The 24,658-nt window shown below is 69.2% G+C and carries 29 protein-coding genes; 20 read left to right on the forward strand and 9 right to left on the reverse strand.

The genetic code is table 11. From position 1 onward, the window contains the following. Positions 1-37: 37 nt before the first annotated feature. On the reverse strand, positions 38-3,697 hold the full coding sequence (locus tag OHS58_RS11500) for a family 78 glycoside hydrolase catalytic domain (RefSeq protein ID WP_328648216.1): 3,660 nt from the start codon (positions 3,695-3,697) through the stop codon (positions 38-40). Positions 3,698-3,860: 163 nt separating this feature from the next. Continuing rightward, on the reverse strand, positions 3,861-4,043 hold the full coding sequence (locus OHS58_RS11505) for a hypothetical protein (RefSeq protein ID WP_328648217.1): 183 nt from the start codon (positions 4,041-4,043) through the stop codon (positions 3,861-3,863). A gap of 104 nt (positions 4,044-4,147) precedes the next feature. On the opposite strand from OHS58_RS11505, the gene OHS58_RS11510 reads away from it, so the two are divergent. The 3 genes from OHS58_RS11510 to OHS58_RS11520 all read left to right on the forward strand — a co-directional run bounded on the left by OHS58_RS11510 (position 4,148) and on the right by OHS58_RS11520 (position 9,111). Continuing rightward, positions 4,148-6,724, forward strand: a complete 2,577-nt coding sequence (locus OHS58_RS11510) for a glycosyltransferase (protein WP_328648218.1) — start codon at positions 4,148-4,150, stop codon at positions 6,722-6,724. Beyond that, positions 6,724-8,175 (forward strand): radical SAM protein, encoded by a 1,452-nt coding sequence (locus OHS58_RS11515; RefSeq protein WP_328648219.1) that lies wholly within the window; start codon positions 6,724-6,726, stop codon positions 8,173-8,175. Before OHS58_RS11510 ends, OHS58_RS11515 begins: the two co-directional genes overlap by 1 nt. A 102-nt stretch (positions 8,176-8,277) precedes the next feature. Further along, on the forward strand, positions 8,278-9,111 hold the full coding sequence (locus tag OHS58_RS11520) for a lysozyme (protein WP_328648220.1): 834 nt from the start codon (positions 8,278-8,280) through the stop codon (positions 9,109-9,111). On the opposite strand, the gene OHS58_RS11525 is transcribed toward OHS58_RS11520, so the two are convergent. Together OHS58_RS11525 and OHS58_RS11530 are read right to left on the reverse strand one after the other, a co-directional pair. Then, on the reverse strand, positions 9,108-9,368 hold the full coding sequence (locus OHS58_RS11525; RefSeq protein ID WP_328648221.1) for a hypothetical protein: 261 nt from the start codon (positions 9,366-9,368) through the stop codon (positions 9,108-9,110). The genes OHS58_RS11520 and OHS58_RS11525 overlap by 4 nt on opposite strands. Positions 9,369-9,388: 20 nt before the next feature. Further along, positions 9,389-10,282 (reverse strand): AraC family transcriptional regulator, encoded by an 894-nt coding sequence (locus tag OHS58_RS11530; RefSeq protein WP_328648222.1) that lies wholly within the window; start codon positions 10,280-10,282, stop codon positions 9,389-9,391. A gap of 99 nt (positions 10,283-10,381) precedes the next feature. Here OHS58_RS11530 and OHS58_RS11535 point away from each other — a divergent pair, with 99 nt between their 5' ends. The 3 genes from OHS58_RS11535 (at position 10,382) to OHS58_RS11545 (ending at position 12,855) form a co-directional block, all read left to right on the forward strand. After that, the gene (locus OHS58_RS11535; protein ID WP_328648223.1) at positions 10,382-11,065 is read left to right on the forward strand and encodes an alpha/beta hydrolase; all 684 of its coding nucleotides are present in this window, start codon (positions 10,382-10,384) and stop codon (positions 11,063-11,065) included. A 108-nt stretch (positions 11,066-11,173) separates the two neighbouring features. Further along, on the forward strand, positions 11,174-12,409 hold the full coding sequence (locus tag OHS58_RS11540) for a GDSL-type esterase/lipase family protein (protein ID WP_328648224.1): 1,236 nt from the start codon (positions 11,174-11,176) through the stop codon (positions 12,407-12,409). 56 nt (positions 12,410-12,465) lie between these two features. After that, positions 12,466-12,855, forward strand: a complete 390-nt coding sequence (locus OHS58_RS11545) for a hypothetical protein (protein WP_328649794.1) — start codon at positions 12,466-12,468, stop codon at positions 12,853-12,855. A 146-nt stretch (positions 12,856-13,001) separates the two neighbouring features. Here the strand turns inward: OHS58_RS11545 and OHS58_RS11550 are convergent, their stop codons facing one another. The 5 genes from OHS58_RS11550 to OHS58_RS11570 form a co-directional block, all read right to left on the reverse strand. Next, a complete protein-coding gene (locus OHS58_RS11550; RefSeq protein WP_328648225.1) occupies positions 13,002-13,601 on the reverse strand; it encodes a hypothetical protein in 600 nt (199 codons plus the stop codon). A gap of 159 nt (positions 13,602-13,760) precedes the next feature. After that, positions 13,761-14,447, reverse strand: coding sequence for a hypothetical protein (locus OHS58_RS11555; protein ID WP_328648226.1), 687 nt, complete (start codon positions 14,445-14,447; stop codon positions 13,761-13,763). Between the two features lie 415 nt (positions 14,448-14,862). Further along, positions 14,863-15,498 carry a hypothetical protein gene (locus OHS58_RS11560; RefSeq protein WP_328454693.1) on the reverse strand — a complete coding sequence of 212 codons (636 nt, stop codon included), beginning with the start codon at positions 15,496-15,498 and terminating at the stop codon, positions 14,863-14,865. A 417-nt stretch (positions 15,499-15,915) separates the two neighbouring features. After that, positions 15,916-16,710 (reverse strand): hypothetical protein, encoded by a 795-nt coding sequence (locus tag OHS58_RS11565; RefSeq protein WP_328454695.1) that lies wholly within the window; start codon positions 16,708-16,710, stop codon positions 15,916-15,918. 5 nt (positions 16,711-16,715) lie between these two features. Beyond that, positions 16,716-17,543: a hypothetical protein gene (locus OHS58_RS11570; RefSeq protein ID WP_328454697.1), complete on the reverse strand. Its 828-nt coding sequence runs from the start codon at positions 17,541-17,543 to the stop codon at positions 16,716-16,718. Between the two features lie 142 nt (positions 17,544-17,685). Between OHS58_RS11570 and OHS58_RS11575 the strand changes: the two genes are divergently transcribed. The 14 genes from OHS58_RS11575 (at position 17,686) to OHS58_RS11640 (ending at position 24,656) form a co-directional block, all read left to right on the forward strand. Continuing rightward, positions 17,686-18,063 carry a hypothetical protein gene (locus OHS58_RS11575; protein WP_328454699.1) on the forward strand — a complete coding sequence of 126 codons (378 nt, stop codon included), beginning with the start codon at positions 17,686-17,688 and terminating at the stop codon, positions 18,061-18,063. A 557-nt stretch (positions 18,064-18,620) separates the two neighbouring features. Beyond that, the gene (locus tag OHS58_RS11580; protein WP_328648227.1) at positions 18,621-18,785 is read left to right on the forward strand and encodes a hypothetical protein; all 165 of its coding nucleotides are present in this window, start codon (positions 18,621-18,623) and stop codon (positions 18,783-18,785) included. A 1-nt stretch (position 18,786) separates the two neighbouring features. Further along, complete coding sequence (locus OHS58_RS11585) at positions 18,787-18,954, forward strand: hypothetical protein (RefSeq protein WP_328454703.1); 168 nt, start codon at positions 18,787-18,789, stop codon at positions 18,952-18,954. 6 nt (positions 18,955-18,960) lie between these two features. Then, positions 18,961-19,224: a hypothetical protein gene (locus tag OHS58_RS11590; protein ID WP_328454705.1), complete on the forward strand. Its 264-nt coding sequence runs from the start codon at positions 18,961-18,963 to the stop codon at positions 19,222-19,224. Between the two features lies 1 nt (position 19,225). Further along, the gene (locus OHS58_RS11595) at positions 19,226-19,408 is read left to right on the forward strand and encodes a hypothetical protein (RefSeq protein ID WP_328454707.1); all 183 of its coding nucleotides are present in this window, start codon (positions 19,226-19,228) and stop codon (positions 19,406-19,408) included. A gap of 98 nt (positions 19,409-19,506) precedes the next feature. Next, complete coding sequence (locus OHS58_RS11600) at positions 19,507-20,877, forward strand: FtsK/SpoIIIE domain-containing protein (protein WP_328648228.1); 1,371 nt, start codon at positions 19,507-19,509, stop codon at positions 20,875-20,877. After that, positions 20,877-21,224, forward strand: coding sequence for a hypothetical protein (locus tag OHS58_RS11605; RefSeq protein WP_328648229.1), 348 nt, complete (start codon positions 20,877-20,879; stop codon positions 21,222-21,224). Before OHS58_RS11600 ends, OHS58_RS11605 begins: the two co-directional genes overlap by 1 nt. 2 nt (positions 21,225-21,226) lie before the next feature. Further along, the gene (locus OHS58_RS11610) at positions 21,227-21,448 is read left to right on the forward strand and encodes a hypothetical protein (protein WP_328648230.1); all 222 of its coding nucleotides are present in this window, start codon (positions 21,227-21,229) and stop codon (positions 21,446-21,448) included. Beyond that, the gene (locus OHS58_RS11615; RefSeq protein ID WP_328648231.1) at positions 21,445-21,870 is read left to right on the forward strand and encodes a hypothetical protein; all 426 of its coding nucleotides are present in this window, start codon (positions 21,445-21,447) and stop codon (positions 21,868-21,870) included. The genes OHS58_RS11610 and OHS58_RS11615 overlap by 4 nt, the downstream gene beginning before the upstream one ends. Then, on the forward strand, positions 21,867-22,088 hold the full coding sequence (locus OHS58_RS11620) for a hypothetical protein (protein ID WP_328454717.1): 222 nt from the start codon (positions 21,867-21,869) through the stop codon (positions 22,086-22,088). The genes OHS58_RS11615 and OHS58_RS11620 overlap by 4 nt, the downstream gene beginning before the upstream one ends. A gap of 22 nt (positions 22,089-22,110) precedes the next feature. Further along, positions 22,111-22,794, forward strand: a complete 684-nt coding sequence (locus tag OHS58_RS11625) for a DUF2637 domain-containing protein (RefSeq protein WP_328648232.1) — start codon at positions 22,111-22,113, stop codon at positions 22,792-22,794. A 21-nt stretch (positions 22,795-22,815) separates the two neighbouring features. Then, the gene (locus tag OHS58_RS11630; protein WP_328454720.1) at positions 22,816-23,034 is read left to right on the forward strand and encodes a hypothetical protein; all 219 of its coding nucleotides are present in this window, start codon (positions 22,816-22,818) and stop codon (positions 23,032-23,034) included. Positions 23,035-23,137: 103 nt separating this feature from the next. Then, the gene (locus OHS58_RS11635; protein ID WP_328648233.1) at positions 23,138-24,487 is read left to right on the forward strand and encodes a replication initiator; all 1,350 of its coding nucleotides are present in this window, start codon (positions 23,138-23,140) and stop codon (positions 24,485-24,487) included. Further along, positions 24,480-24,656, forward strand: a complete 177-nt coding sequence (locus OHS58_RS11640) for a helix-turn-helix transcriptional regulator (protein WP_247052035.1) — start codon at positions 24,480-24,482, stop codon at positions 24,654-24,656. Before OHS58_RS11635 ends, OHS58_RS11640 begins: the two co-directional genes overlap by 8 nt. Positions 24,657-24,658 lie beyond the last annotated feature (2 nt).

The following is a 24,658-nucleotide window of genomic DNA, read 5'->3' on the forward strand; positions in this document are numbered from 1 at the left end:
GTGCCGCCGCGGACAGCGACGGCACCGGCCCGCGGGCTCACGCGGGCGCGGTGAACACGTACGACCCGGCGGGCACGAAGTACGTCCCCGCCGCCGAAGGCACCGCCTCGGCCGGCGCGTTCACGGCGCCGGTCTGCGACGTCGGGACCCGGACGGTCGCCGAAGCGCCCGCCGGGACCGTCACCCGCAGGGTGAGCGTGCCGCCGCTGATCGACCAGTCGCTGACCGCGCCGCCGAACGGCGTCTCGTACGTGGCCTTCGCCGACGTCAGGCCGCCGCCCGGGCGAGGCGCGATGTCCAGCGCCGCGTACCCCGGCGCCGCCGGCGACAGGCCGCCGACCGAGCGGTACAGGAAGTCGCCGACCGAGCCGAGACCGTAGTGGTTGAACGAGTTCATCCCGGGATCGTTGAACGAACCGTCGGTCTTGATGCCGTCCCAGCGTTCCCAGATCGTCGTCGCCCCGCGGCCGATCATGTAGCCCCAGCCGGGGAACCCGGGCTGCAGCAGCACCTGGTACGCGACGTCGGCGTGCCCGTGGGCGGCCAGCACCGGCAGCAGGTTCTCGACGCCGAGGAAGCCGACGCTGAGGTGGCCACCGCTCGCCGCGACCTTCGCCGCGAGCTTGTCGGCCGCGGGCTGCACCCGTGCCGCCGGCAGCAGCCCGAACGCCAGCGCCAGGACGTACCCGGTCTGCGTGTTCGCGCCGACCGTGCCGTCCGCCGCCGAGAACTTGTTCGCGAACGCCGCGGCGATCTGGTCGGCGAGCGTCCCGTACTTCGTCGCCTCCGCGGTGTGCCCGGTGGCCGCCGCCATCCGCGAGACCAGCCGCGACGAGTACGCGAAGAACGCCGTCGAGATCAGGTCCTGCGCGGTGTTGTCGTTGACGTTGAGCCAGTCCCCGAACGTCTGGTGGTCGCGGATCAGGTCCGCGCCGGACGTCGAGCGCAGGTACTCGACCCACTTGACCATGGCGGCGAAGTGCTCGTTGATCACGCCGGTGTCGCCGTAGCGCTGCCACAGGGTGTAGGGCACGATGACGCCCGCGTCGCCCCAGCCCGCCGTGCCCGAACCGTCGAGCACCCCCGGCGCGACGTCGGTGAACGAGCCGTCGGCGTGCTGGGCGTCGGTCAGGTCGTCGCTGAACTTGCCGAGGAAGTTCGCGACGTCCAGGTTGAACGTCGACGTCCCGGCGAAGATCCCGATGTCGCCGGTCCAGCCCAGCCGCTCGTCGCGCTGCGGGCAGTCGCTCGGCACCGACAGCATGTTGGAGCGCTCACCCCAGAGGATGTTGTGCTGCAACTGGTTCACCATGGTGTTCGACGACGTGAACGTGCCGGTCTGCGCGCCGGTCGTCCACATCGCGCGGCCGGTGACCGTGGTCGCGGTCGGCGCGGAGGGCAGCCCGGTCAGCTCGACGTACCGGTAGCCGTGCACGGTGAAGCGCGGTTCGTACGTCTCGACGCCGCCCGTGCCCGCGAGGGTGAACCGGTCGGTCGCCTGCGCGGCCCGGAGGTTGTCGGTGTAGATCGTGCCGTCGGGGTTGAGCACCTCGGCGTGCCGCAGCGTCACCGTGGTCCCCGCCGGTCCGGTCACCGAAAGCCGGTCAACGCCGCCGAAGTTCTGGCCCATGTCGGCGACCCACACGCCCGGCTTGGGCTGGGTGATGGCGACCGGGTGGAACTCCTGCTGCACGGTGACGCCGTTGTCCACCTGGGCCACCAGGTTCGGCTTGGCGTCGGTGCGCACGCCGGGCGCCTGCCACGCGCTGTCGTTGAAGCCGGGCTGGTCCCAGCCGGTGACGGCGAGCCGCGCGTCGTAGTTTTCGCCCTGGTAGAGGTCGTCGGCGCGGATCGGGCCGTCGCCGGTCTTCCAGGTGCCGTCGGTGGCGACGGTCGAGCTGGTGCCGTCGGTGTAGGTCAGCCGCAGCTGCGCCGAGTACCACGGCTTGGTGCCGTAGCGCTGGCTGCCGGCGATGCCGATGCTGCCGGAGTACCAGCCGTTGCCCAGCAGCGCGCCGATCGCGTTGTCACCCTGGCGGATCTGGCCGGTGACGTCGGAAACCCGGTACTGCAGCCGTTTCGTGTAGTCGGTCCAGCCGGGTTCGAGGACCTCGCCGCCGACCTTGGTCCCGTTGAGCCGGGTCTCCTGCAGGCCGAGCGCGGTGGTGAGCAGCCGGGCGCTGGCGACCGGCTTGCTGACGGTGAAGCTCTTGCGCAGCAGGGGAGCGGGCGACGCAACGACGACGTTGGACGCCCACGGCCCGGTGCCGTACGCGGTCAGCGCCCGCGCCGCGGTCCAGGCGCTGTCGTCGAACGTGCGCTGCTGCCAGCCGGACGGCCCGGTCTGGTTCGCCTTCCAGGACGCGTCGGTGACGACCGTCGGCCCACCGGTGACGGTGAGCTTGGCGATCATCCCGGCCGGGCTCTGCGTGGTGTTCTCGCTGCTGATCGCGATGACGTTCGCGCCGGTCGTGAGCAGGGAGCCGACGTCGACGACGGCGGCCTGCTTCCACGAGTCGGTGGAGCGCGGCGACGAACTGACCTGGGTGCCGTTGACCCACACGGTCGCGGTGTCGTCGCCGGTCACGACGAGCGTGGCCTTCGACGGCGCCGCGCTCAGCTGCACGGTCTTGCGGAAGTACCGGGTCGCCGGCGGGATGCCGCCGGCCGGGTCGCCCTCCGGGTACCAGACCCAGCTCGCGCCGGCGAGGTCCGGGCCGGCCGCCGAGCGCCCGATGAACGCGCCGGCCCACTCAGTCGCCGGGGCGCGCAACGCCGTTTCGAACCGCTGCACCGGGCTCCAGCCGCTCGCGCGGCCCTGGGCGTCCCAGACCCGGACGCGCCAGGTGTAGGCCGTCAGCGAGCCGAGCGCAGGCCCGCCGTACGCGACGTCGGCCTGCTGCCCGGACGCGACCTGCCCGCTGTCCCAGACGTCGGATCCGTTGGCGGACACCACGATCTGGTAGGCCGACTGCCGCTGCTGCGACGTCGACGACGTCAGCTTCCAGCCGAACCGCGCCTGCGCCGGGTCGACGCCGATCGGGTTGACCCGGGTGCCGACCGTCGCGCTCGCCACGGAAAGGGGGGCCGCGGCGGTGGAGTCCGGCGTGGTGACGCCGGCGCCCCAGGGTGCCGCGCCGTAAGCGCCGAGATCCGCGGCCGCGGGCCAGGACCCGTCGGCGAAGCCGGGCTGCTCCCAGCCTTCCGGTGCGGTCTGCGCGCTCTTCCAGCCCGCTCCGGTGGTCAGGTCGGTGGTGCCCGACGCGGTCGCGACGTGCAGCCGGCCGAGCAGCCCGGCCGGGCCGCCGGCGTTGCGGACGGCGACGGCGAGGGTGTTGACGCCGGGGACGAGCGCGGGCCGCAGGTCGACCGGCAGCCCCGTCTTCCAGGAGTCGGTGACGCGGGCCGAGGACGCGAGGGGCTTGCCGTTGAGCCAGACGTCGGCGGTGTCGTCGCCGGTCACGGTGAACCGGGCGTCGCTGACCGCGCCGGTGGCGACGGTGAACGTGGTGCGGAAGTACCGGGTCGCGGCCGGGGCGGACACCCGCGCGTCACCCTCGGGGTACCAGATCCAGTGCGCCCCGGAGATGTCCGGTGGGGGCGCGGCGCCCGCCGGGGGAGCGGCGGCGCCGGAGAGCACCAGGGTCGCGGCGAGGGCGGTGGTGGTGGTCGCGCGCCAGAGCTGGGATCGCGGCATTGCGGCTCCTGGATGACGGGGACGGGGCTGTGGATCGTTAAAACGTTTCAATCCAGTGTGATATGTGACTGTAATCAGAGGATCACGCAACCGCAATACTCCACCGGGTGCAGCGGCGATCGTCCGTGCTTGTCCGGTGGCCAAATGTGTAAATCGTTTTAGGTCACTTCATCCGACGCCTCCGCCGGACCACGAGCGCGACCCCGGCCACCCCGAGGAGAACGAGCCCGGCGGGGACGGCCGTGGGCCGCCACGGCCACGCCGGGCCGTCGAAGACGACGTCGTACGCGGCGGCCCAGCCGAGCCGGCGCACCCGGCCGAAGCCGGCCCGGGCGGGCCCGGTCAACCGCCTCGCCGCCGGGAAAGCGCTGTCTGTTCGCGCGGCGTTTCGGTGACCGGGCCACGTAGGGTGGAGCGGACACCGCAGTCGAGAACGGGAGCCCGTCATCGATGTCAGTGCTCTGGGGCGTGTCCTTCGACGGAACTCCGCTGTCCGGGGTGGTGGTCGAGTTCCTCAAGACGGCGGCCCGGCTCTCCGCCCGCGGCCACCGCGTCCACCTCGATCTCGGCTACGACATCAAGGCCGACAAGGGCGCGTTCTTCCGGCCCTACCGTGACGAGGCCGGGCTGCTGCCGGAGTGGGTCGTCCTCGACCGGATCGACGGCGTCGAGCAGGTCCGCGGCTACGACCGGCCGTTCGTCGAACGGGTGCTCACCGAGGTCGTCCAACGGGAGGCCGGCGCGGCGCTGCGGCCGGAGATCGACCGGATCGCCGGCGAGCTGGCCGACCGGATCACCGCCACCTGGGAACGCCTCGGCGTCACGATGGTGATGGTCGAGAACGGGACGCTGCCGGAGAACCCCACCTACACCGAGGCCCTCTACCGCGCGATCGACCGCTACGGCGCGCGGCACCGGCTCGGCCGGTTCGTGTTCTGGCGCGACCACGACCTGATGTGGCAGAGCGAACCGGGGATCGCCAAGTACGGCCGGTTCCCGTACCGCGAGACCCCGGCGCCGCGGAACTCGCCGTACGTCCACTACTTCGCGCTGCACGAACAAGCACGGGCGCGGACCCTCGAGTGGGTGCCGGGCCTGCGTAACCTCGACGTCCTGCCCAACACGTTCCCCATCGCCACGGCGGAGATCGACGCGCGCAACGCGGGCTTCAAGCGCGACCACGGGATCCCCGAGGACGCTCCGCTATTGGCCCGGATCACGCGGATCATCCCGCAGAAGCGCGTCGACCGGGACCTGCACCTGCTGGCGCTGCTGCCGGACGCGTGGCTGTTCGTGGCCGGCGACGTCGAAGAAGCACCTGCCGAGTACGTCCACCTCACCCGGCTGGCCGACCGGCTCGGGGTGCGCGACCGCGTCGTCTTCGGCGGCTGGCTGACGCCGTACGACACGACCACACCCGGCCGCTACTCCGTGCGGGACCTCCTGGCGCACGCGAGCGTCGTGTCCTTCCTGACCTCCTACGACTACGAGAGCTACGGCAACCCGGTCAGCGAGGCGATCGCCTCCGGGACGCCGTACGTGACCAGCGGGTACGAGCTGTATAACGCCGTTTACGGCAGCGCCGGGTTCCGGGCGCCGGTGCTGGACATCCGGGCCCGCGACCTGCCGGACGCGGCGTTCGCGCGCGAAGTGGCCGAACTGATCACCGACGAGGGGAAACGAGCGGAAGTGGTGCGGGTGAACCAGGATCTCGGGCGGGCGCGCTTCGGCACCCAGGTCGTCGACGACCTGGTCGACCGGCTGTACCCGCCGCCGATGGGCGCCGGGACGCGGCTGAGCGTCGTGCTGCCGGTGTACAACGAGGCCGCGAACCTGCGGTCGGTCCTGCGGACGCTGTACGACCAGCAGGCGCTGGACAAGGACAGCTACGAAGTCGTCCTGGTCGACAACAACTCGACCGACGACACCGTCGCGCTCGCCCGCGAGTTCGCGGCCGCGCACCCGGACCTGGCGGTCCACGTGATCCACGAGCCCGAGCAGGGCGTCTCGTGCGCGCGCCGCGCGGGTATGGACTTCGCCGCCGCGCGCAGCCGGAACCGGCCCGACACCGATCCGGCGCAGCGGTTCTACCTGGTCTCCGCCGACGCCGACTGCCAGGTCGACGCCCACTGGCTGAGCGAGCTCCTGGACGCGATGGAGACGACCAAGGCTTCGATCGGCGTCTGCGACTACTACTACAACGCGGACCACTTCACCGGCCGGCCGCGGCTCTGGGACGCGATCCAGCGGACGCTGCGCTGCCGCGCCGTGACGTTCTCGCTGTTCGGCGGCTTCCCCGACGGCAAGGGCTTCGCGGTCGAGCGCGACGCTTACGAGCGCGCCGGCGGCATCGAGATCTTCTACCAGCTGCAGGACGGCAAGTTCGTCAGCCACCTCTCCGACGACTGGGACTTCGGGATCAAGGTCGCCGGCGGGGGCGACGCGATCACGTACGCGCCGCGCTCGCGCGTCGAGATCAACCCGCGGCGCGTCGACCACGCCATCGACGAGGTCATCGCCGGCCGCGCCTACGGCTCCGGCGGCACCATCGTCATGCGCGACATCCGCCCCTCCGCGCCGGCCGTGGAAACCGACCTGACCGAGGCGGAAGCCCTGCAGGCGTGGGAGTTCTCCATCAAGGACTTCACGCCGAAGAACACCATCCTGCCGGTGCTGCTGACCCCGGCCCTGCTGGAGGACGACGCCGTCATCGGGTTCTTCGGCGCGGACCTGGCCGCGCGGCTGGGCGAGCGGATCGCCGAGATCCGCGCCGGGATGCGCGTCGTCGACTTCACGCCGATCCACGCGTACAAGACGCCGTCGTACCGGCTGTACCTGGAGTTCGCCGACGAGCTGTTCGCGTGCCTGCGCAAGCACGTCGGCGAGGACATCGGCGTCCCGCCGCCGCTGCCACCGTGTTTCGCGGACGTTCCGCCGGAGCGGTTCGCGGAGTTCGTCCACTACTACTGCGAAGACCGGGAATCCGGAGAAGCGCACAACTACTTCGGCAACGGAGGGGTGTTCTGATGACACTCGCCTACGAAGAGGCGATCGGCTCACTGCACGGTCTCGACCCCGCGTGGCCGCGCCCCGCGGTGCTCGACGTCCTGGAGGCGCCCGAAAACCGGCACCTGCTCGACTACGTGCAGGAGGACCCGTTCGGGGCGCACGTGTTCCCGGGCAACGTCCCCGGCTACGCGCCGGCGGACTTCCTTCGCGACCTGGACGCGCAACTCGCGTCCAGCGCCCCGATCCACCTGTGGTCCTACATCCCGACGTGCGCCTACCGCTGCCGGTTCTGCCAGTACCCGGTGGTGCTGGTGAAGGGCAAACCCGAGGTCACGTACGAGAAGGCGAAGCACTGGGTCGACCTGAACATCCGCGAAGCGCGCATGTGGCTGGACGCCGTCCCGAACCTGGCGGGCGCCGAGGTCGGCGAGTTCAACGTCTTCGGCGGCACGCCGTCGCTGCTGCCGGAACCGGAGATCCGGCGGCTGCTGGACTTCTACCGGGAAGAGTTCGGGTTCACCGCGGACACGACCATCCGGTTCGAAGGCGATCCCAGCACGTTCACGCCGGCGAAGCTCGAGCTGCTGCGGGACCTGGGCTGCACCAAGCTGTCCAGCGGCGTCCAGTCGTTCGACGACCACGTGCTCGAGCTGTGCGGGCGCGAGCACTCGGCGCGGATGTGCGTCGACTTCGTCCGCAACGCGCAGCGCCTCGGCTTCGAATGGGTCAGCATCGACCTGATGTACGGCCTGCTCGACCAGACCCTCGACAGCGTCCGCCGGGACCTGGACGTCGTGCTGGAGAACGAGATCACCGCCGTCGTGTGCACCAAGCTGCACCTGGCCTCCTACAGCGACACCCGCACCAGCGTCACGGGGGAGAAGCCCGCCGCGTGGCAGCTGCCGTCCTACCGGGACAAGCTGGTCCGCGACGGCCACCGCTGGCCGACGCTCGGCGAGCAGTACCAGATGCGGGAACTGCTCACCGACGGCCTCCGCGCGGCGAACTACACCGAGCACCCCACGATGTACTTCGCGCGCGACGGCCTCGGGCCGGAGAAGTGGAAGTCCATCATGGTCGACCAGGAGAAGCAGGAGGCCGAGGTCGCGATCGGGCTCGGCGGCAGTTCGAGCTGCCGCGCGTCGGAGGCGATCACCGACGTGAACTCCAAGCGCTACATCGAAACCGTCGAAGCCGGCCGGATCCCGCTGGGGTCGGCGACGCGGTTCACGCCCGACGGGCAGGAGGCGCGGGCGGTGAAGATGGCGCTGACGACGTTGCAGCCGTTGCGCGATTCCGTGCACGCTTCGCGGTTCCCCGGGCGGTCGCTCTTCGCGGAACCGTGGCTCGGCAAGTTCCGCTCCCTGGCCGATCGCGGCCTCGTCCGGCTGGATTCCGGGGCGGGGAAAGTGGAATTGACCCGGACGGGAGAAGTCCTGGTGGAGGCCATCATCACGACCGAGCTCTGAGGACCGAGATCACTCCGACGGGTGACAGAAGTCTCGCGGGGACCGGTACGGGCGTGCAGCATGGGTCCAGCACCGTACGGCCGTACCGAGATCGGAGCCCAGATGAGCCGAACCGTTCCCGGACCCCTGGCGAAGCTGGCCGGGGCGGGCGCGCTCGCGGCGTTCGCGTCGGTGGTCGTCGTGCCACCGGCGCACGCCGCTCCGGACTACTCGCACGCGGACACGAACTTCGCGGGCACGCAGATCGAAGCGCACGAAGGCGTCCACGGGAGCCCGCTCACCTCCCGCGCCGACGTCGCCGACCAGACGCTCGGGCACGACGTGAGCGGGCACACGGGTCCGGTCGACTGGGGCGCCACGGCCGCCGGCGGGGCGAAGTTCACCTACGTCAAGGCGACCGAGGGCACCGGGTTCGTCAACCCGCAGTACACCCAGCAGTACAACGGCGCGCACGCGGCGGGCCTGATCCGCGGCGCGTACCACTTCGCGCGCCCCGACGTCTCCAGCGGCGCCCAGCAGGCGGAGTACTTCATCGCGAACGGCGGCGGCTGGCGCGGCGACGGCACGACGCTGCCGGGCGCCCTGGACATCGAGTACAACCCGTACGGCGACGTCTGTTACGGCAAGAACCCGGCCGACATGACGGCCTGGATCGCCGACTTCACCCGCACCTACCTCGCGAAAGCGCACCGCAGCGCGCTGATCTACACCAGCACGGCGTGGTGGAAGACCTGCACCGGCAACGCGAACGGGTTCGGGAACACGAACCCGCTCTGGCTGGCCCGGTACGGCGCGGACGTCGGCGAGCTGCCGGCCGGCTGGGACAAGCAGAGCATCTGGCAGTTCGCCCGCGGCGGCGGCCTGCCGGGCGACCAGAACTACTACAACGGCCCGATCGGCCGCGTCGAAGCGCTGGCGAAGGGTCAGGCGGCCTAGCGCGTCCTCCGGATGACGACGTCCGGCCACGGCGGCTTGCGCAGCACGGCGAGGGTGCCGAGCGTCGCGGCCATCAGGCCGGTCATGGCCCCGATCAGGAGGACGCGGGTGGTGTCGACCGCGGCTTCCCACTTGACGTGGCCGTCGTGGATCACGAACACCCCGACCGGGTTGCTCACCGGGATGACCGTCGTCCCGTCCGGCGTCTCGTGGGGGTCGCCGAAGAGGGCGCCGTCCGGCTTTACGGTGTCACGCACGGCCCGCAGTTTCACCTTGCTCATCGGTCCATCGAACCGGAACCGGCGGCGCCGCGCCAGGCCCGGGGCGAACTCCCGTACGCGCGGGAGAAGGCCCGGCTGAACGCGGCCTCCGAGGCGTAGCCGACGCGGGCCGCGATCCGCCCTGCCGGCTCGCCCGTCGAGCGCAGCAGGCGGGCCGCGTGGTCCAGCCGTCGCCGCTGGACGTACGCCCCGGGCGGCTCGCCGACGGACTCGGCGAACCGGGCCGCGAAGGCCGAGCGCGACAGCGACGTCAGCCGGGCCAGCTCGTCGACCGGCCAGTCACGCCCGGGGTCGCGGTGGATCGCCGTGAGCGCGGGCCCGAGCGCCGGGTCCATCGCCGCGGTCAGCCAGCCGGGGTGCACCGCGTCGCCGGAGGCCGCCCACGTCCGCAGCGAGCGGATGAAGAGCAGGTCGAGCAGCCGCGACACCATCACGCGGGCGCCGGGCTCGGGCCGGGTGACCTCGGACAGGAGCAGGTCCCGGCTCAGCGGGAGCCACGCCGCCGTCCCGGCGTCGCCGCGGATCACGATCGCCGCGGGGAGAACACCGAGCAGCGGCGCGGCGACCACGGTTTCGACGAGGAACTCGCCGGTCACCCAGTCCGCGACCGGCGCCGGGCGGACGACGTGCGCGTCACCGCGGGCGAGCAGCGCCATGTCGCCGTGGTTCAGCTCGACAGGCGCCTCGCCCTCGACGTCGAGGCGGACCCGCCCCGCCCCCACGAGGTGCAGCGACCGCGTCCCGGCGGGATAGCGCTCGACGACGTCGGTGTGCCGGCGCACGTCGCCGCCTTGCAGGTGGATGGCCTGCAGGACGTCGGAGAGCGCGTCCTGCTCGCCGTACGCGGGCAGCGGCGGTGAATCGGCAAAGTTTTCCGGTCTCTGGGCCATGGTTCTTGCTCGAACCTCCTCATAGGCTGCGAAGGCAGTATGCGCGAGCGAGTCCGCACGAGCGGACCCGGCGCGCCTGATCGAGGAGGAAACCCCATCATGTCTGCCAAGCCGACGGTGGTGCTGGTCCACGGCTTCTGGGGTGGCGCCGCGCACTGGGCGAAGGTCATCGGAGAGCTGGACAAGCGCGGATTCGGGGCGCTCCACGCGGTCGAGAACCCGCTGACGTCGCTGGCCGCCGACGCGGCCCGCACCCGGCAGATGGTCGCGCAGGTCGACGGGCCCGTGCTGCTGGTCGGTCACTCGTACGGCGGCGCCGTCATCACCGAGGCCGGGACGCTGCCGAACGTGACGGGCCTGGTGTACGTCGCGGCGTTCGCGCCCGACGCGGGGGAGAGCCTGGCGACGGTCAGCGAGGGCCACGACGCCCCGGGCGGCGCGAACATCGCGCCGGACTCCGACGGCTACCTGTGGATCGCGCAGGACAAGTTCCACGAGAGCTTCTGCCAGGACCTGCCCGAGGACGAGGCCCGGGTCATGGCCGTCACGCAGAAGGCGCCGGTCGGCTCGACGTTCGGCGACCCGGTGACGGACCCGGCGTGGAAGCAGAAGCCGTCCTGGTACCAGGTTTCGGCCCAGGACCGGATGATCGCCCCGGACAACCAGCGCCGCATGGCCGCCCGCATCGGCGCCCGCGAGACGATCGAGCTCGAGTCCGGGCACGCGTCGCTGGCGTCCCAGCCCGTCGCGATCGCCGACCTGATCGAGCGCGCCGCCGGCTGACAAGATCGGACAGGACCGCCCCCGCGCTGTTGTCCGCGCGGGGGCGGCTCCCTATTCTCGGTACTGTCACGGTTTTCGTTTCGTCCTTTGTGGACTACGGAGGTGCCTGTGCGCGGCAAGGTGGCGGTTCTGGCGGCGGTTTCGGCCCTGGCGTTCGCGGCGGCGCCGGTCGCCGCGGGAGCCGGACAGGCGTGGTTCACCTCGTGGGCCCAGTCGCAGGACGGCCGCGCGGACACCCCGTTGAACGCGCAGTCCCTGCGGATGATCACCCACCTGAGCCAGGGCGGCGACGCGATCCGCGTCCGCCTGCAGAACACGTTCGGCACGGGCCCGCTGTCGGTGGCCCACGCCACGGCGGGCGTGAGCGCGGGTGGAGCGGCGGTGACCGCGCCCCGCGACCTCACCTTCGCAGGCGCCCGCGCCGTCACCATCCCGGCCGGGGGAGAGGCGTGGAGCGACGAGCTGCGCCTGACCACCAAGCCGGACACGAACCTGGCCGTGAGCATGTCGGTACCGGGGTCGGCGGTGGTCGGCCGCCACGGCGCGGCCCTGCGCGACAACTTCCTGACGGCTGCCGGCGCGGGGGACCACACTGGTGACGCCGGCGGTTCGGCATTCGCGCAGACGGTGGGCTCCACTTACGTCGTCAGCGCGGTGGACGTGCACAACACGGCGCTGAAGGGCACGGTGGTCCCGTTCGGCAGCTCGGTGGTCGACGGAATAGGCAGCACGAACTGCGGCCCCGGCTGCACCCAGCTGGGCGCCGACCGCCGCTGGACGGACGACCTGGCGCGTCGAGCCGCCGGTTCGGGCCTGGCCGTCGCCAACGCGGGAGTCTCGGGAACGACGAGCGCTCCTACGTGCCCGAACATCCCGCCGGGTGTAGTCGGCCTGGACGCCGCGAGCCGCCTGGACCGAGACGTCCTGGCCCTGCACGGCGTCAAGTCGGTGATCTACTACTACGGAACGAACGACCTGGCGTACGGCTGCGACGCGACGGCGGTCCTGGACAGCTACCGAGCGGTCTTCGCCCGCCTCCGCGCGGCAGGCATCGCCATCTACGTCACCCCGAGCACCCCACGACCGGGCTACAGCGACAAGAACAACCTGGATCGCCACGAGATAGCGCTGTTCGTAGAACGCTGGAACAACTGCGGCGGCCTGTGCACGGGCATCCTCGACTTCGACGAGGTCCTGAAGGACCCCCTGAAGCCGAACAGCATCAACCCGGCGTACGACAACGGCGACGGAATCCACGCGAACGCGGCAGGCCAGCAAGCACTGGCGGACTTCATCTCGATCCCGATGCTCACGGCCGGGTCAACTTCCCACACGATGGGGTGAAAGGGCGAGTCGCAACGCCTTGCGTGTGCGCGTCGCTGAGCAAAGTACGTCGCGTGATGAACAACTCGATGGACGACGCGGGGTGCTGCCTGCTGTCGGTGGCCTGGAACATAGCCCCGCTGCTGGAACCATCGCCGACATCCCGCCGCTCCACCCTGCGCGCGACGATCGAGGAGACCTGCCGCCTCACCGGCCACGCCGCCCGCTCGTGGGCGTCCTGCCACGGCACAGGGACGGAGCCGGAGTACCGCCCGTTCCTGCAGCTGGCGGACGTGGCGTACGAGACAGCCACGTTACTGCTGTTGGTAGGCGACTCCCTGGTCCCGGACCTGGAGCGCGAACACCGCCGCTGGGCGGAAATCGAGGGCTTGATGTCCCGCCTGGAGGAACTTTCGGACTGGACGTCGTCGTTCCTGGGTTCACTGACCTTGTCAGGCCACGCCTGACGCGTTTCGCAATGCGCGGCGGCAAGCACCCTGGACGCAAAGAGATTCTGCTCTGGGGAATGACCCCGTCAGTCGGCATGGGAACGTTTCTCGGCGAGTGAGCCGCAAGCCGCCCGACGGCGGCCTGCGGCACACAACGAGCCGGATCAGCCGGCGGCCACCGTGAAGTGCAGCGTGCCGATGATCGGCGTGCCGGCGCACTGCAGGGTCGCGGTGTAGGTCCCGGGAGTAGCGCCGGCGGTGGTCTTCCCGCTGAATCGCCCGAAGTTCCCACCCGTGGTGAATTGCAGCGGAGCGGCGAAGCCGGGCGAAGTAACGGGCCCGACCGGCCCGCCGGGGCACCCGCTGATGATGTCCGACCCACCCCAGATCTCCCCGCCGGGCTGCACGTCGATCGGGGAGAGCCACCAGGACGGCGGCTGGTGGGGAAGGACCGTGAAGGTGGTGGTCAAGACCTCGGAATCACAGGTGGCGGTCACGGTGTAGGTCCCCGGCGTGCGAACGGCGTCGCCGGTCGCCCACAATTCGTCGGGATCCCCGACCAGCTGAACGGGTGCGGCGAACCCGTCCGAGGTGACGTCCGAGTAGGTCTCGCACACGCCGCGGATACCGGTCCCGAAGATGGCCCCGGGTCGCACCTCGGTCGGATAGACCTCGAGACTTGCGCCTTCCTGAGCGGTAGCAGCAGGAGCAAGCCCCAGTCCCAGAGCGATGACGGCCAGCAACGTCGCGGCGATCTTGGTCATTTCGTGTCCCCCCATCCACCACGCGTCTTCAGCCGCGCGGTTCCCTGCACCCCACACGCCCGACCCCCGCTCCCGGTTGAGTCGTCGCGACAGTTGGACGCGGTCGCACGGATCCCGCGTGCTGTTTGACGTCCGGCAACGTCGATGGCGCGCCAGGCGTCAGTATTTCGCCCAGGGATGGGTCGTCTTCCAAACCTCGTCACCGACGGCGAATCCGTCGAAGACGGCCATGACCTCGTCGAGGGTGTCGACGAGGACGCGGTAGTGCAGATCGGGTTCGCCCTCCCGGTACTCCACCGCGAACTTCCCCGGGGGCACGTTCCCGGCGTACTGGCCGATGCCGACCTGCACGAACCAGCCAGGCCGGCGTTCCAGGGTGGCGTGCCAGTTCTCCGCGGAGAGCCGGCGAAGGTGCAGGTGGAGATCGTCCCGGCTGGGATCGTCGATCCGGCTGCCGTCACAGCACTGCAGCCGCAGACCGCCGGCTGCGGCGGTCTTGGGGTTGTGGACCCGCTGGCTCTGCGGGTCGAAGCAGACCAGACCGTGCCGGCCGGCGAGCTCGAGGACGAACGACACGGCCCCATCGAGACGGGACCAGCTCATGCAGAGAACCACCCGACGCGACGTCGCATCCGGGCTCATGGCCCAGGGCGAGGACTCGAGCTCGTTGACACTGAGGCTTTCCAGGTCGGGAAAGTGGCCGGCCAACTCGTCGCGGAAAGCCAAGACCCGGCTGTCGGGATCGACCACGTCGTCGCGGCCGTCCCCGAGCTGCCGGCAAACCTCGGCGGCGCGCTCATCGGTGATCGGGTGCGGTTCCCGCCAGATGTAGAGATCAAAACTCATGGGGCGGCGGCCTCCCTCGGGCCGCCGCGCGGAGCACGCCGACGACGGCTGAAACGAGCGCGGACATGAAAAAGGCCACCTCTACCTGCGTAAAGGTGGCCGATCCGGTCGGGCTGACAGGATTCGAACCTGCGACCCCTTGCACTTACTCGCCGGTTCGAGGACCTGCGCAGTCGATCGGATATCGCCGTTGTGCAGGCACGATCTAGGTCGTTGGTCATGATCACTTGTCGTCGCTCGCTGGTGCCATGTGGGCAGAATGTGGGCAGCCCGTCCATCCGCCGCACAGGAAAGATGTGAGTCCTTGACCATGGTCGTTGGTGGTGCTTCACCGGTGTCACACAGGCAGCATATGGGCTGCCGCTGGTGGCCCACACGCTTACCCGTTGTCGAACCGGTGAAATTTGCGGATTTTTTAATAAGTTCCATTAGGAGTTTCAAGCTCATTCTTGATTGCACGCGCAAACTCGACTTGTTCCTTGTTGCATTTATCTAGGTTTGCAATAGTCTCTGCGAGATTGTCGCTTGCGTCTTGCGACTTTATCAAGGCTGTATCAGTTTCACTGACAGACCTGCGGAAGTTTGAAGCTGAGGTTCTAGCATCAATGGACATGATATGCATTTTCAGTGTTGAGTAGAGCTCAGACTTGGCCAGTGCGTCTCTAAGCTCGCCCTCGGCCTCCTTTAGGGCGCTGTAACGTTCCTTCATTTCTGGCTGAACTCCCTTCTTTGCAGCCAATTTCAGAACGGCGACAATGCCGTGTCCGACATAGGTAAATTTCCGCCAATGTACGATTACCTCGGTATATGTAGTTGCGCGAAGTTCAAGCCAGTATCTGTGGTCTTCGCGCTTGATTTCCCGCTCACGGCGAGCCTCTTCGCGCTCGGTTTCACGCTGCCAGCGCGCTTCTTCGCGTTCCAGCTCGCGTTCCCAGCGTCGATCATCGCGACGAGCGGTGATCATCCCGCCTATCAACGCGCCACCTATGGGCCCCATGATTGCGATTATCGCTAGAACCAGTGTTACCCACAAGGGAATCTGAGTTGGCATGCGTCGACGATACCTGACGGCCTGGTGACCGTTGCCTATTTCTGCTAGTGGGTGGCCTTTCGGCATCTCGTCGACCTGGCGTAGCCCGATCATGCCGTGTCAAGGGGGCATTCCGCTTAACCGCCGCCTGCCTGTCCGGCTGCCCCCTTGACACGGCATGATAGCCCTCCGGGAGGTCGTCGAGATGCCGTTTGGCCGCACACGGACGCGACTGCCGCGCTCGACCCGGCCATCTCGGAGACCTGCCCGTCCGGCGAGGACATTCTCTTCTTCTTGAGCTACGGCCCCCGGTGCGGCCGCCGGCCGGTCGCGTGGGTGCCGGAGGCGGGCCCCGCGCGTGCCGGCCGATAGCGGCGCGGCCCCGGAGGGGCCGCCTTGAACAAGAAAAGAAACTCTGAACACAACGTCCGTCGCCGACTACGCGCGAAGGTCGACCGCCGCGATGGCCTTGTCGTCGTGCTGCTTGGCGCGGGGGAGTACGACGGCGTCTGGGTCGACTTCGTCCTCCCAGGACTGGCACTGCTCCAGGATGTCGGCCAGTTGGGCACTGTCCGCTTGAGACACCTTCGGCCAGTCATCGAGACCCAGGTGCGTGATCGTGTCGTAGGCACCATCGGTAGCCAGTACCGCCCATGGAACGCGTTCGACGGCGTACTCGGCTATGACGGCATGGTCGGCCGCGTCCGGGTCGGCTTCCGCAATCCAGTAGCCCCGTGTGGTGTTCCGGCGGGCAGTCTGCTGAGTCTGGAGTTCGCGGAGTAGGGCCTGATGGGTGTCGTCGTAACCGGTTCCCGACGCAAGTCTTTCGCGGTAGGCGCGCCTGGGTTCGAGGTCTAGGTCATCGATACGCGGATCGGTCACGATGCCACCGGGGAGGACTGCGACGCTGTCTCCAAGGGCGAACACGTCGACCTGCTCACCCCGCCGGCGGAGAATCGTCACGGTGCTCGACGGTGAGTCTCCCGGCCGAAGTCCGAGCTTGCTCGTGGTCGCCTCGATCGCGCTGCGCACGGCTGCTCGGAGATCGATGTCCGGGTGTTCGTCCAAGGCCCGGGCAATCCGCTGCCCGAGATCGGCGGCGTAGACGGACGCAGGGACAGGCACCGGTCGGAAGGCTGACGCTCCATCCAGGACGATGACGGCATTGGGCGTGACGAAGATCTTGTCGTCGCTTGCGTCGATGTGGGGGAGCTGCGCGGTGGATACCTGCATGCGACTCACCACCTGAACGGGCCGGCTGCGAGTTCGCTCCCCGTGATCGCGAGTCCGTCGTACGTCGCGCGCACGATGAAAGAGCACTCCCGCTCACGGGTCTCGCTGAACAGTTCGGCGAGGTGGCCAGTCAAGTAGTGCGTGGCGCCCAGTGAGCCGATCCCGTGGATGCCGGCGACGTGCAAGATGGTCCGGCCTCCGATCTGGTGTCGGGCGACGTACGCGATGTCTGCGGACTCGGCCGGGTCGTCGTCAGCGGGGGAGCAGTACCGGTCGCCGGTCTGCTCGTGCTCGATCCACCAACGGCCGGCATCCTTGATCATGCTGAGGACGGGGTCGCGCTCCATGAGATTCGCCGCCACCGGGGCCGACTTCGGTCCGCAGACGACAATGGCATCGCCGTCGGGCAACGCTTCGCGGTCCGGCTCGATCTGGAAGCGGGTCACCGCTAGCGACAGACTCTCGACGAGACGTTCGAGCTGTTCGCCGGTCTGTGCATCTTCGGCAGCGATGAGAGGCCGCTCGCGGTCCGTGGTCTGGTAGCGCCAAGGCACGCCGATCGCGACGGGGCCAACGCCGAAGAATGCGCGCTCGGGTCCGGGGGCGGTTGACCGGATCTGCGTGACTCGGCCCTTCGTGATGCCGAGAGCCGCCGCGATCTCCGTATAGCTCATCCCGCGTAGCCGGTGAGCTTCCTCGATGGCCTCTTTGCGGAGGCGGGCCAGCTCGGTCGCCCGCTGCTGGTACACGACGAGCAGCGCGGATGCCCTTTGCCCGCGACGGATCGGGTCCGGGTCACTGCGGACGCTGTCGAACTCGCTCTCGGCCTCCATGCAGGAAGAGTTTAGACCCCCTTGACACCTGTGGCGAGGGCGGCGTACCTTCGTGTTTAGACCCCCTCAACGATGACTGATAACAGCTTGCTTCTGGTGTTTAGGGGGTCTACACCGGAGGTCTTGACCAGGAGGTTTGGGCATGCAGGACATCCCGTTCGTCAGCTCGGGTTACCGGTTCATGGTCACGGAGGCGCCGATCATGAAGATGCGCGAGGTCAAGGGGGAGATGGTCCCGGCGGTGGACCGCGAGGGGAACCAGGCGTTCGTGGTGATGCTGTTCGCGAAGCCGCGTCAGGTGGAGGGGCGCCGGCCGGGGAAGGGTGAAGAGATCAAGGTGACGCTCGCGGCGGACCCGGGGGAGGGGTTCGAGGAGGGCTCCTACGTCGAGTTGATCGACCCGGTCCTCAACACGTGGCAGACCACCGGGGATGACGGCCGGATCAGCGGCTCGGGTCTGTGGTTCAAGGCCATGGGTCTCAAGCCTGTCGGGGCGGGTGCTGCGCAGCGCGCCGCCTGATCCTGACCTCATGACCGGTGGGTGACCGGTTCGCGCGGCTACCTCCCCGGCTGTCGCGTCTTCACCACCCTGGAGCCCTTCCCAAGTCGGTTGGCTGCCCGTTTTCGAGTCGGGCAAGGGCACTTCTTGTTCTTTGACAAATACAGAGTGGGCCGATCCATGCCTAAATACGCGCTGTTTGTGGTGGCGCGCCTCGATTCCCGGCCGGGCTTGTTCGTCCGGGAGTCCTGGGGTTTCACCACGGATGTTCACGAGTGGAGAGGAGAGGCGAATGGGTGGGATGAACGCGGTTCGGGGTGGGTTGTCGTCGTATGACCCGCACGGCCCGAGGCGGGGTTAGCGATGGCTGATCACGTCTGCTCGGCAAGTTTCTGGCTTTCGCCGACACGGATTGCCACGTGCACCGTGTGCGGCGCTCAGTGGGAGATGTAGGGAGGAAAGGCAGTGTTCACGTACTTGGTGTGGCTCGTGCTGGTCGGGCTGCTGTTGGTCGCGGCCCCGGTGTTCGGGGTGCTTGCGCTGGTCTCGGGGCTGGCGCTGGCGTGGAGGGCCGGACGGTGAGCCGCCCGGTGAAGGTCGGCACGGTGATCCGGATGCTCGCGGCTCGGCTGGAGCGGGAACGGGCCGCCGCGCTCACGGAACCGACCGAGGACATGGGATGGCAGGCCGGTTTCTGCGAGGGCCTGAAGCACGCACAGCACGTGATCCGGAACGGAGACTGACATGCCGGAAATCCAGGCGATCATCACGGCGGCCAACGACGCGTACCGCGCGTTCGTCGCCTCCGAACCTGATCCGGAGATCAAGGTCGCGGTCGGGAACGCGGTGCGCTTCCTGGCAGCGGACCTCACTTCGGCGGCCGGCCTGGTCGCTACGACACGCGAAGGGTAGAGCCGAATGCAGATCGCGGCACTCAACCGGCGGGCGCAGCAGCGTTACGCCACGTTCGTGTCCAACATGGACATGGTCGCCGAAGTCCTCGGCGAGGTCGACAAGCTCATCGACCGCTACGACGACGGCGCGATGACCGAATCCTGGACCATCGCCACGAAGGACGAACTCAAGGCACTGCGCACCAAGGCGTTCGACGAACTGGACCGGATGCGCGTGCTCGGCAAGAAGCACGAGGCCGAGCTGGTCTCGCGGGACTGGAGGTTCTGACATGGCACACCAGGTCGACCGGGTCGTCGATGACCTCGGTTCCACGCTCACCCAGCTCAAGGAGTCGATGCGCGGGATGCCGCTGCACAAGAACGGCTTCAAGGCCGCGCACGACCGCATGGCCCGCGCGATGGGCACGCTCACCACCGAGCTGATCGACGCTCGGACCGCCATCCAGTCCTGATCAACCGCACATGATCCGTTTCGCACGAGACCGGCCCCGCCACCTCCCATCACGGGACGCGGGGCCGGTCTCGTGCTGCACGAGAGGACCACCAACCCATGAACACCCCCAAGTCGTCCCGCAAGATCGGGACCGAAATCAAGGCGCTCAAGTGGCTGCTGCGCCACCCCGGCGCCACCGTAGGACCGGGCGCCATCGTCGGGACCGGGCTCGAGCTCGGCTGGAGCGCCACCGGCGGGATCACGGGCGGAACGGCCGGCGCCCTGCTCTGCTGGTACCGCGCGCACCCGGACACCTTCGACCACTACGCGGCCCCGCGGCTTCGGGCCTGGCGCCGCCGCTGGTCGGCCTACCTCGGGCCGCGCTTCACCCGGGCACTGCGGGCGTGCGACATGTACGTCACCGACCGCAAGACCGGCGAGGACCTGTTCCCGCGCATCACCCGGCTGCGTTCGTTCTCCCCGTCGGTGGACGTCGTCACGCTGGCCCTGGCGCGCGGGCAGGCTCGCCGCTCGATCGAGGAGAACCTCGAACGGCTCGCCGACACGCTGAAGGTGCAGCGGATCGCGTTCGAGCACCCGAAGCCCGGCTACGTCGCGTTGATCATCGAACGGTCCGAGCCGTTCACCGAGACCATCCCGGCCCCGGAGATGCCCGACACGGTGGACGCGGTCGACGTGAACGACATCTACGTCGGCGACACCGAATACGGCACCGACTGGCGCCTCAAGGTCGCCGGCACGCACGTCTTCGTGGCCGGCGCGACCGGGGCGGGCAAGAACTCGATCGTGATGTCGATGCTGCGAGGCTTGGCTCCGCTGATCCGCGACGGGCTGGTCCGGTTGTGGGTCTGCGACCCGAAGCAACTGGAGTTCCGCAAGTTCGCCGACGGCGGTGTCGCCCACCGCTACGCCGACAACGAGCAAGACTGCGCCGAGCTGGTCGACGACTACGTCAACGATCTCCGCTCCGTGCAGCAGCAGTTCGCCGCGACCGGCACCCGCAAGATCACGATCTCGCGGGAGACGCCGCTCAACCTGCTGATCATCGACGAGATCGGCGCGTTGCTGGCCTACGGCGACGGCTCGATCGCCCGGAACCTGCGCAAGCAGCTCGCCATTGTGGGTTCGCAGGGCCGCGCGACCGGGCACGGGATGACCGCGCTCGTGCAGGAGCCGACTAAGGACACGGTCCCGGTTCGGGAGCTGTTCCCGACCCGGATTTGCCTGCGGGTCACCGCACAGTCGCACGTGGACATGGTTCTCGGTGACGGCGCCCGGCTGCGGGGCGCGCTGGCGGATGAGATCCCGAACGTCCCGGACACCGCCGGCATCGGCTACGTCGTGCGGCAGCGCACCCGTGTCCCGCAGCGCGTCCGTGCCGCCTACGTCGACGACCGCGAGATCGACGAACTGATCACCTTCATCCGCTCCGTCCGGCCGGTCACCGGACTCTCGGTGGTGGCGTGATGGCCGCGATCAACTACCCGGCCGTCGTGCACGCCCCGCACTTCAAGATCCAGAAGTCGACCAACCGGGGCCTGGAGCCGCTGAGCGAGCGCCTGTACTCCTCTCGCGAGGACGCCGTGACCTGGGCGTCGGTCCTGCGGGAGCCGGGGGATCTGGTGCTCATCGGCGAGTACAGCGTCGCCTACTACGCCCGCTGCGTCGTGTGCGGCGAGTTCTCCGACGACGAGCGGATGCGCTTCGCCGACTGGACCGAACTCGGCCAGTACCTGACCCGGGAGCCCGGGTGGCGCTGGACCTGCGAACAGCTCGTGTTCTGCCCGAACCACCGACCCGATGAGGAGGACTGACCATGTGGCGTCTCGGTTTCTACGTGTGGCGAGCCTGGCTCTACGCCAAATACGGCGTCCCGGCCGCGCTCGTGCTCTACCTGATCCATCTCGGACAGGGCTGGTCGGTGCTGTTCTGGATCGTCGCGGCCGTGTTCGGCTGCGTCGGGCTCGGGATGGTGCTCGGGGTGACCGAGTTCCGCAACCGCGAGTTCGGCGACGTCGGACGGGAGCGCATCCGATGACGCGGCGCGCCGACCCCGGACAGCTCGGCCTGTTCGGCACCCCCGCCCCGACGCCGGCACCGACCACCGGCCGCGCGTGCCCTCCGGCACGGGGACGTCGCAAGCCGCTCGGCTCACCCGGGAACCCGCTGGTGGCCAAGGACGTGCTCGCCGAAGTCCGCGACGGTCGATACGGGCTGCTGGATGACACCGACCGCGTGATGGTCCTCGACGGTGAGGGCCACTGCCGGGCCGCCCAGGACGACGACGTGGTGATGCACCTGGTGTCCATCGGCTACATCGAACGCAGCCCGGCCCGCGAAACGATCTCGTGCCTGCACGGCGTCGTCCGCAAACCCGTCCTGCCGCTTCGGCTGACCCGACGCGGCCGGGACATGCTCCAGCGCTGGTCCAACCTCGCACCCTTCGGAGGCACGCCGTGACCGACACCCACGCGAACATGCGCAAGCTGCACGAGCTGCAGGAGGAGTTCCTCGACACCTGCCGCAAGGGCGAGAACGCCGACGACCACGGCCACACCGCGTTCATGCGGCTGTCCGAACTGGCCGACGAGATCGCCGGCATCCACGAAGAAGAGGCCGCCGAGTTCCGGCGCCTCGCCGGCATCGCGCTCGACTGCGGGATGTTCCCGAAGTCCTAACCGTCCTGAAAGGAGACTCGTCATGTCCACTGCGGATAGTTCGAACAAGACTCGTCGGCTGGTGGACGTCGTCCGGGTCCTGGTCGCCGTGGTCCTCGGGAGCATCGGCGCGGCGGCCGGGTTCACCCACACTCACGACTGGGCCGTCCACCACGGACAGGTCGGCTGGATCGCCTGGGCCGACGCCGTGGTGATCGAGGGCATCGTCATCGTGGCCGGGTTCGAGATCCAGCGTGACCACCGTGCCGGCGCAGGTTCCCGCAAGGTCACGTTCCCGCTGGCCGTGTTGGTGGCCGGGTTCGGCGTGCAGATGGCTGCACAGGTCGCGCTCGCCGAACCCACCCCGGCTGGCTGGCTGGTGGCCGCGATGCCGGCACTCGGGTTCCTCGTGGTCGTCAAGCTCCTCATGCGCCGCACCCCGGCCCCGGAGAGCCCAGCTATCCCACAGGCCGCTGCGGAGCCCGAGCCGGTCGCAGTGACCGCCTCCCGCACCGACGTCGTGACGCACGCGGCCCCGCCGCCGGCCACCGTGGTCACGCCGGCCCGGCCTCGACTCAAGCTCCCGGCCGAGCTGACCAGCCGGATCAACACCGTGGCCGAGACCGCCCGCAGCGAAGGGCGCGAGCTGACGATCGAGGAGATCCGCCGCGTCGTGCGCGTCCCGGAACCGATGGCAGCGCAGATCCTGCACGACCTCACCGCCTGACCCCACCGGAAGGACACACCCGTGACGAAAGCGACGTCCAACCTGGACAGACTCGTCCGCCTGCAGGAGGACTTCGATACTGCGAACAAGTCGGTCATCAACGAGACCGGCGGCCGCAACCGTGAGGCGCTGCTCCGCCTGTCCGAAGTGGCCGGCGAGATGGCCCGCATCCACGAAGAGGAAGCGGCGGAAATGCGGCGCGTGGCGGACGCCGCGTACGACCTGCACATCACCAAGTAGCCCGCCTCCGTACACGGCACACCCGCACGGCGCGGGAGCCCGGCCACCAACCCGGCCCGGGTTCCCACGCCGTTCTCATGCCCGCCAACCGAAAGGCTCCGACATGCTGACGTTGGAAGACCGTCTCGCCGCCCGCGTGAAGGCCCTGGACTACCAGAACTGGCGAGCCAAAGTCCGCGCCGTCAACGGCTGCGCCCGCCCCATCCGGCTCTCCGGGGCGCACCAGCTCCAGGACGCCACCACCGGCGCTGTCCTGCACCACCACGGCGGCGACATCTTCGCCCCGTGCGGCAACCGCCGCTCCGGGGTCTGCCCGGCCTGCTCCGACCGCTACGCCGCCGACGCCTTCCACCTCATCCGCGCCGGGCTCATCGGCGGCCACAAGGGCATCCCCACCACAGTCGGCGACCGGCCCCGCGCATTCGTCACCCTCACCGCCCCGTCCTTCGGCCCCGTCCACACCGCCCACACCACGAAGTCCGGGAAGCGTCGGCCGTGCGGGTGCGGGGAGTACCACCACGACGACGACACCCGCATCGGCGCTCCACTGGACCCGGAGACCTACGACTACGTCGGGTCGGTGATCTGGCAGGCGCACGCCGGGGTCCTGTGGCAGCGCTTCACGACGCGGCTGCGCCGGGAGATCGCCAAACGCGCCGGGCTCAAGGCTCGCGAGTTCACCGAACAGGCCCGGCTCTCTTACGGCAAGGTCGCCGAATACCAGCGGCGCGGGCTCGTGCACTTCCACGCCGTGGTCCGCCTGGATGGCCCCGAGGGCGCGGTGTCACCCGCTCCCCGGTGGGCTCACCCGGATCTGCTGGAAGACGCCGTGTACGCGGCCGCTGGGGCCGTGCTCGTGCCCGCTGCCTACCCGGACGGGACAGAGTTGCCGGTCACCTGGGGCGCGCAGGTCGACGTCCGCCGCATCGAACCCGCCGCCTCGGCCGAGCTGGAAGACGACAACGGCCAGATCTCCGAAGCCCGACTGGCCGCGTACATCGCGAAGTACGCCACCAAGGGCACCGGCAAGAGCGAAGCCGCCGACCGGCCGATCCGCTCCCAGCTCGACATCGATCACCTGAAGGTGACCGCGCACCACCGCCGCATCATCCAAACCGCCTGGGACCTCGGGGACCTGCCAGCGTTCGAGGACCTGAAGCTCCGCCGGTGGGCGCACATGCTCGCGTTCCGGGGCCACTTCCTCACCAAGTCGCTGGCCTACTCCACGACGTTCAAGGCCATCCGCGGTGACCGCCGGGCTTTCCGGCTCGCCGAAACCCTCGAACGGCTGGGTCTGGACGACCGCGCCGACTCGATCGCCGTGGTCAACGACTGGGCCTTTGACGGCTCCGGCTACCGCGACGACGCGGAACGCGAACTCGCCGCAGGCATCGCCGAACGCATCCGAGACGACCGAAAACTCAAGTACAGCAAGGAAAACGACCATGAATGACCGGCTGCTCAGTATTGAAGATCTGTCCTCTTACCTCCAGGTCCCGGTGAACACGCTCTACCAGTGGCGCAAGACCGGCAAAGGCCCGGCAGGTTTCCGCGTCGGCAAGTACGTCCGCTACCGGCCGTCCGACGTCGACACCTGGATCGACGGACAGGCGGCCTGCTGATG

This window comes from Amycolatopsis sp. NBC_00348 (genome assembly GCF_036114655.1).
Lineage (GTDB): Bacteria > Actinomycetota > Actinomycetes > Mycobacteriales > Pseudonocardiaceae > Amycolatopsis.

What these genes read in the sequence shown, in the direction of transcription:
- OHS58_RS11500 (WP_328648216.1), bottom strand. Translation starts at nt 3,697, where the DNA reads ATGCCGCGATCCCAGCTCTGGCGCGCGACCACCACCACCGCCCTCGCC.
- OHS58_RS11510 (WP_328648218.1), top strand. Translation starts at nt 4,148, where the DNA reads ATGTCAGTGCTCTGGGGCGTGTCCTTCGACGGAACTCCGCTGTCCGGG.
- OHS58_RS11515 (WP_328648219.1), top strand. Translation starts at nt 6,724, where the DNA reads ATGACACTCGCCTACGAAGAGGCGATCGGCTCACTGCACGGTCTCGAC.
- OHS58_RS11520 (WP_328648220.1), top strand. Translation starts at nt 8,278, where the DNA reads ATGAGCCGAACCGTTCCCGGACCCCTGGCGAAGCTGGCCGGGGCGGGC.
- OHS58_RS11530 (WP_328648222.1), bottom strand. Translation starts at nt 10,282, where the DNA reads ATGGCCCAGAGACCGGAAAACTTTGCCGATTCACCGCCGCTGCCCGCG.
- OHS58_RS11535 (WP_328648223.1), top strand. Translation starts at nt 10,382, where the DNA reads ATGTCTGCCAAGCCGACGGTGGTGCTGGTCCACGGCTTCTGGGGTGGC.
- OHS58_RS11545 (WP_328649794.1), top strand. Translation starts at nt 12,466, where the DNA reads ATGAACAACTCGATGGACGACGCGGGGTGCTGCCTGCTGTCGGTGGCC.
- OHS58_RS11550 (WP_328648225.1), bottom strand. Translation starts at nt 13,601, where the DNA reads ATGACCAAGATCGCCGCGACGTTGCTGGCCGTCATCGCTCTGGGACTG.
- OHS58_RS11555 (WP_328648226.1), bottom strand. Translation starts at nt 14,447, where the DNA reads ATGAGTTTTGATCTCTACATCTGGCGGGAACCGCACCCGATCACCGAT.
- OHS58_RS11560 (WP_328454693.1), bottom strand. Translation starts at nt 15,498, where the DNA reads ATGCCAACTCAGATTCCCTTGTGGGTAACACTGGTTCTAGCGATAATC.
- OHS58_RS11565 (WP_328454695.1), bottom strand. Translation starts at nt 16,710, where the DNA reads ATGCAGGTATCCACCGCGCAGCTCCCCCACATCGACGCAAGCGACGAC.
- OHS58_RS11570 (WP_328454697.1), bottom strand. Translation starts at nt 17,543, where the DNA reads ATGGAGGCCGAGAGCGAGTTCGACAGCGTCCGCAGTGACCCGGACCCG.
- OHS58_RS11575 (WP_328454699.1), top strand. Translation starts at nt 17,686, where the DNA reads ATGCAGGACATCCCGTTCGTCAGCTCGGGTTACCGGTTCATGGTCACG.
- OHS58_RS11585 (WP_328454703.1), top strand. Translation starts at nt 18,787, where the DNA reads ATGCCGGAAATCCAGGCGATCATCACGGCGGCCAACGACGCGTACCGC.
- OHS58_RS11590 (WP_328454705.1), top strand. Translation starts at nt 18,961, where the DNA reads ATGCAGATCGCGGCACTCAACCGGCGGGCGCAGCAGCGTTACGCCACG.
- OHS58_RS11595 (WP_328454707.1), top strand. Translation starts at nt 19,226, where the DNA reads ATGGCACACCAGGTCGACCGGGTCGTCGATGACCTCGGTTCCACGCTC.
- OHS58_RS11600 (WP_328648228.1), top strand. Translation starts at nt 19,507, where the DNA reads ATGAACACCCCCAAGTCGTCCCGCAAGATCGGGACCGAAATCAAGGCG.
- OHS58_RS11605 (WP_328648229.1), top strand. Translation starts at nt 20,877, where the DNA reads ATGGCCGCGATCAACTACCCGGCCGTCGTGCACGCCCCGCACTTCAAG.
- OHS58_RS11610 (WP_328648230.1), top strand. Translation starts at nt 21,227, where the DNA reads ATGTGGCGTCTCGGTTTCTACGTGTGGCGAGCCTGGCTCTACGCCAAA.
- OHS58_RS11615 (WP_328648231.1), top strand. Translation starts at nt 21,445, where the DNA reads ATGACGCGGCGCGCCGACCCCGGACAGCTCGGCCTGTTCGGCACCCCC.
- OHS58_RS11625 (WP_328648232.1), top strand. Translation starts at nt 22,111, where the DNA reads ATGTCCACTGCGGATAGTTCGAACAAGACTCGTCGGCTGGTGGACGTC.
- OHS58_RS11635 (WP_328648233.1), top strand. Translation starts at nt 23,138, where the DNA reads ATGCTGACGTTGGAAGACCGTCTCGCCGCCCGCGTGAAGGCCCTGGAC.
- OHS58_RS11640 (WP_247052035.1), top strand. Translation starts at nt 24,480, where the DNA reads ATGAATGACCGGCTGCTCAGTATTGAAGATCTGTCCTCTTACCTCCAG.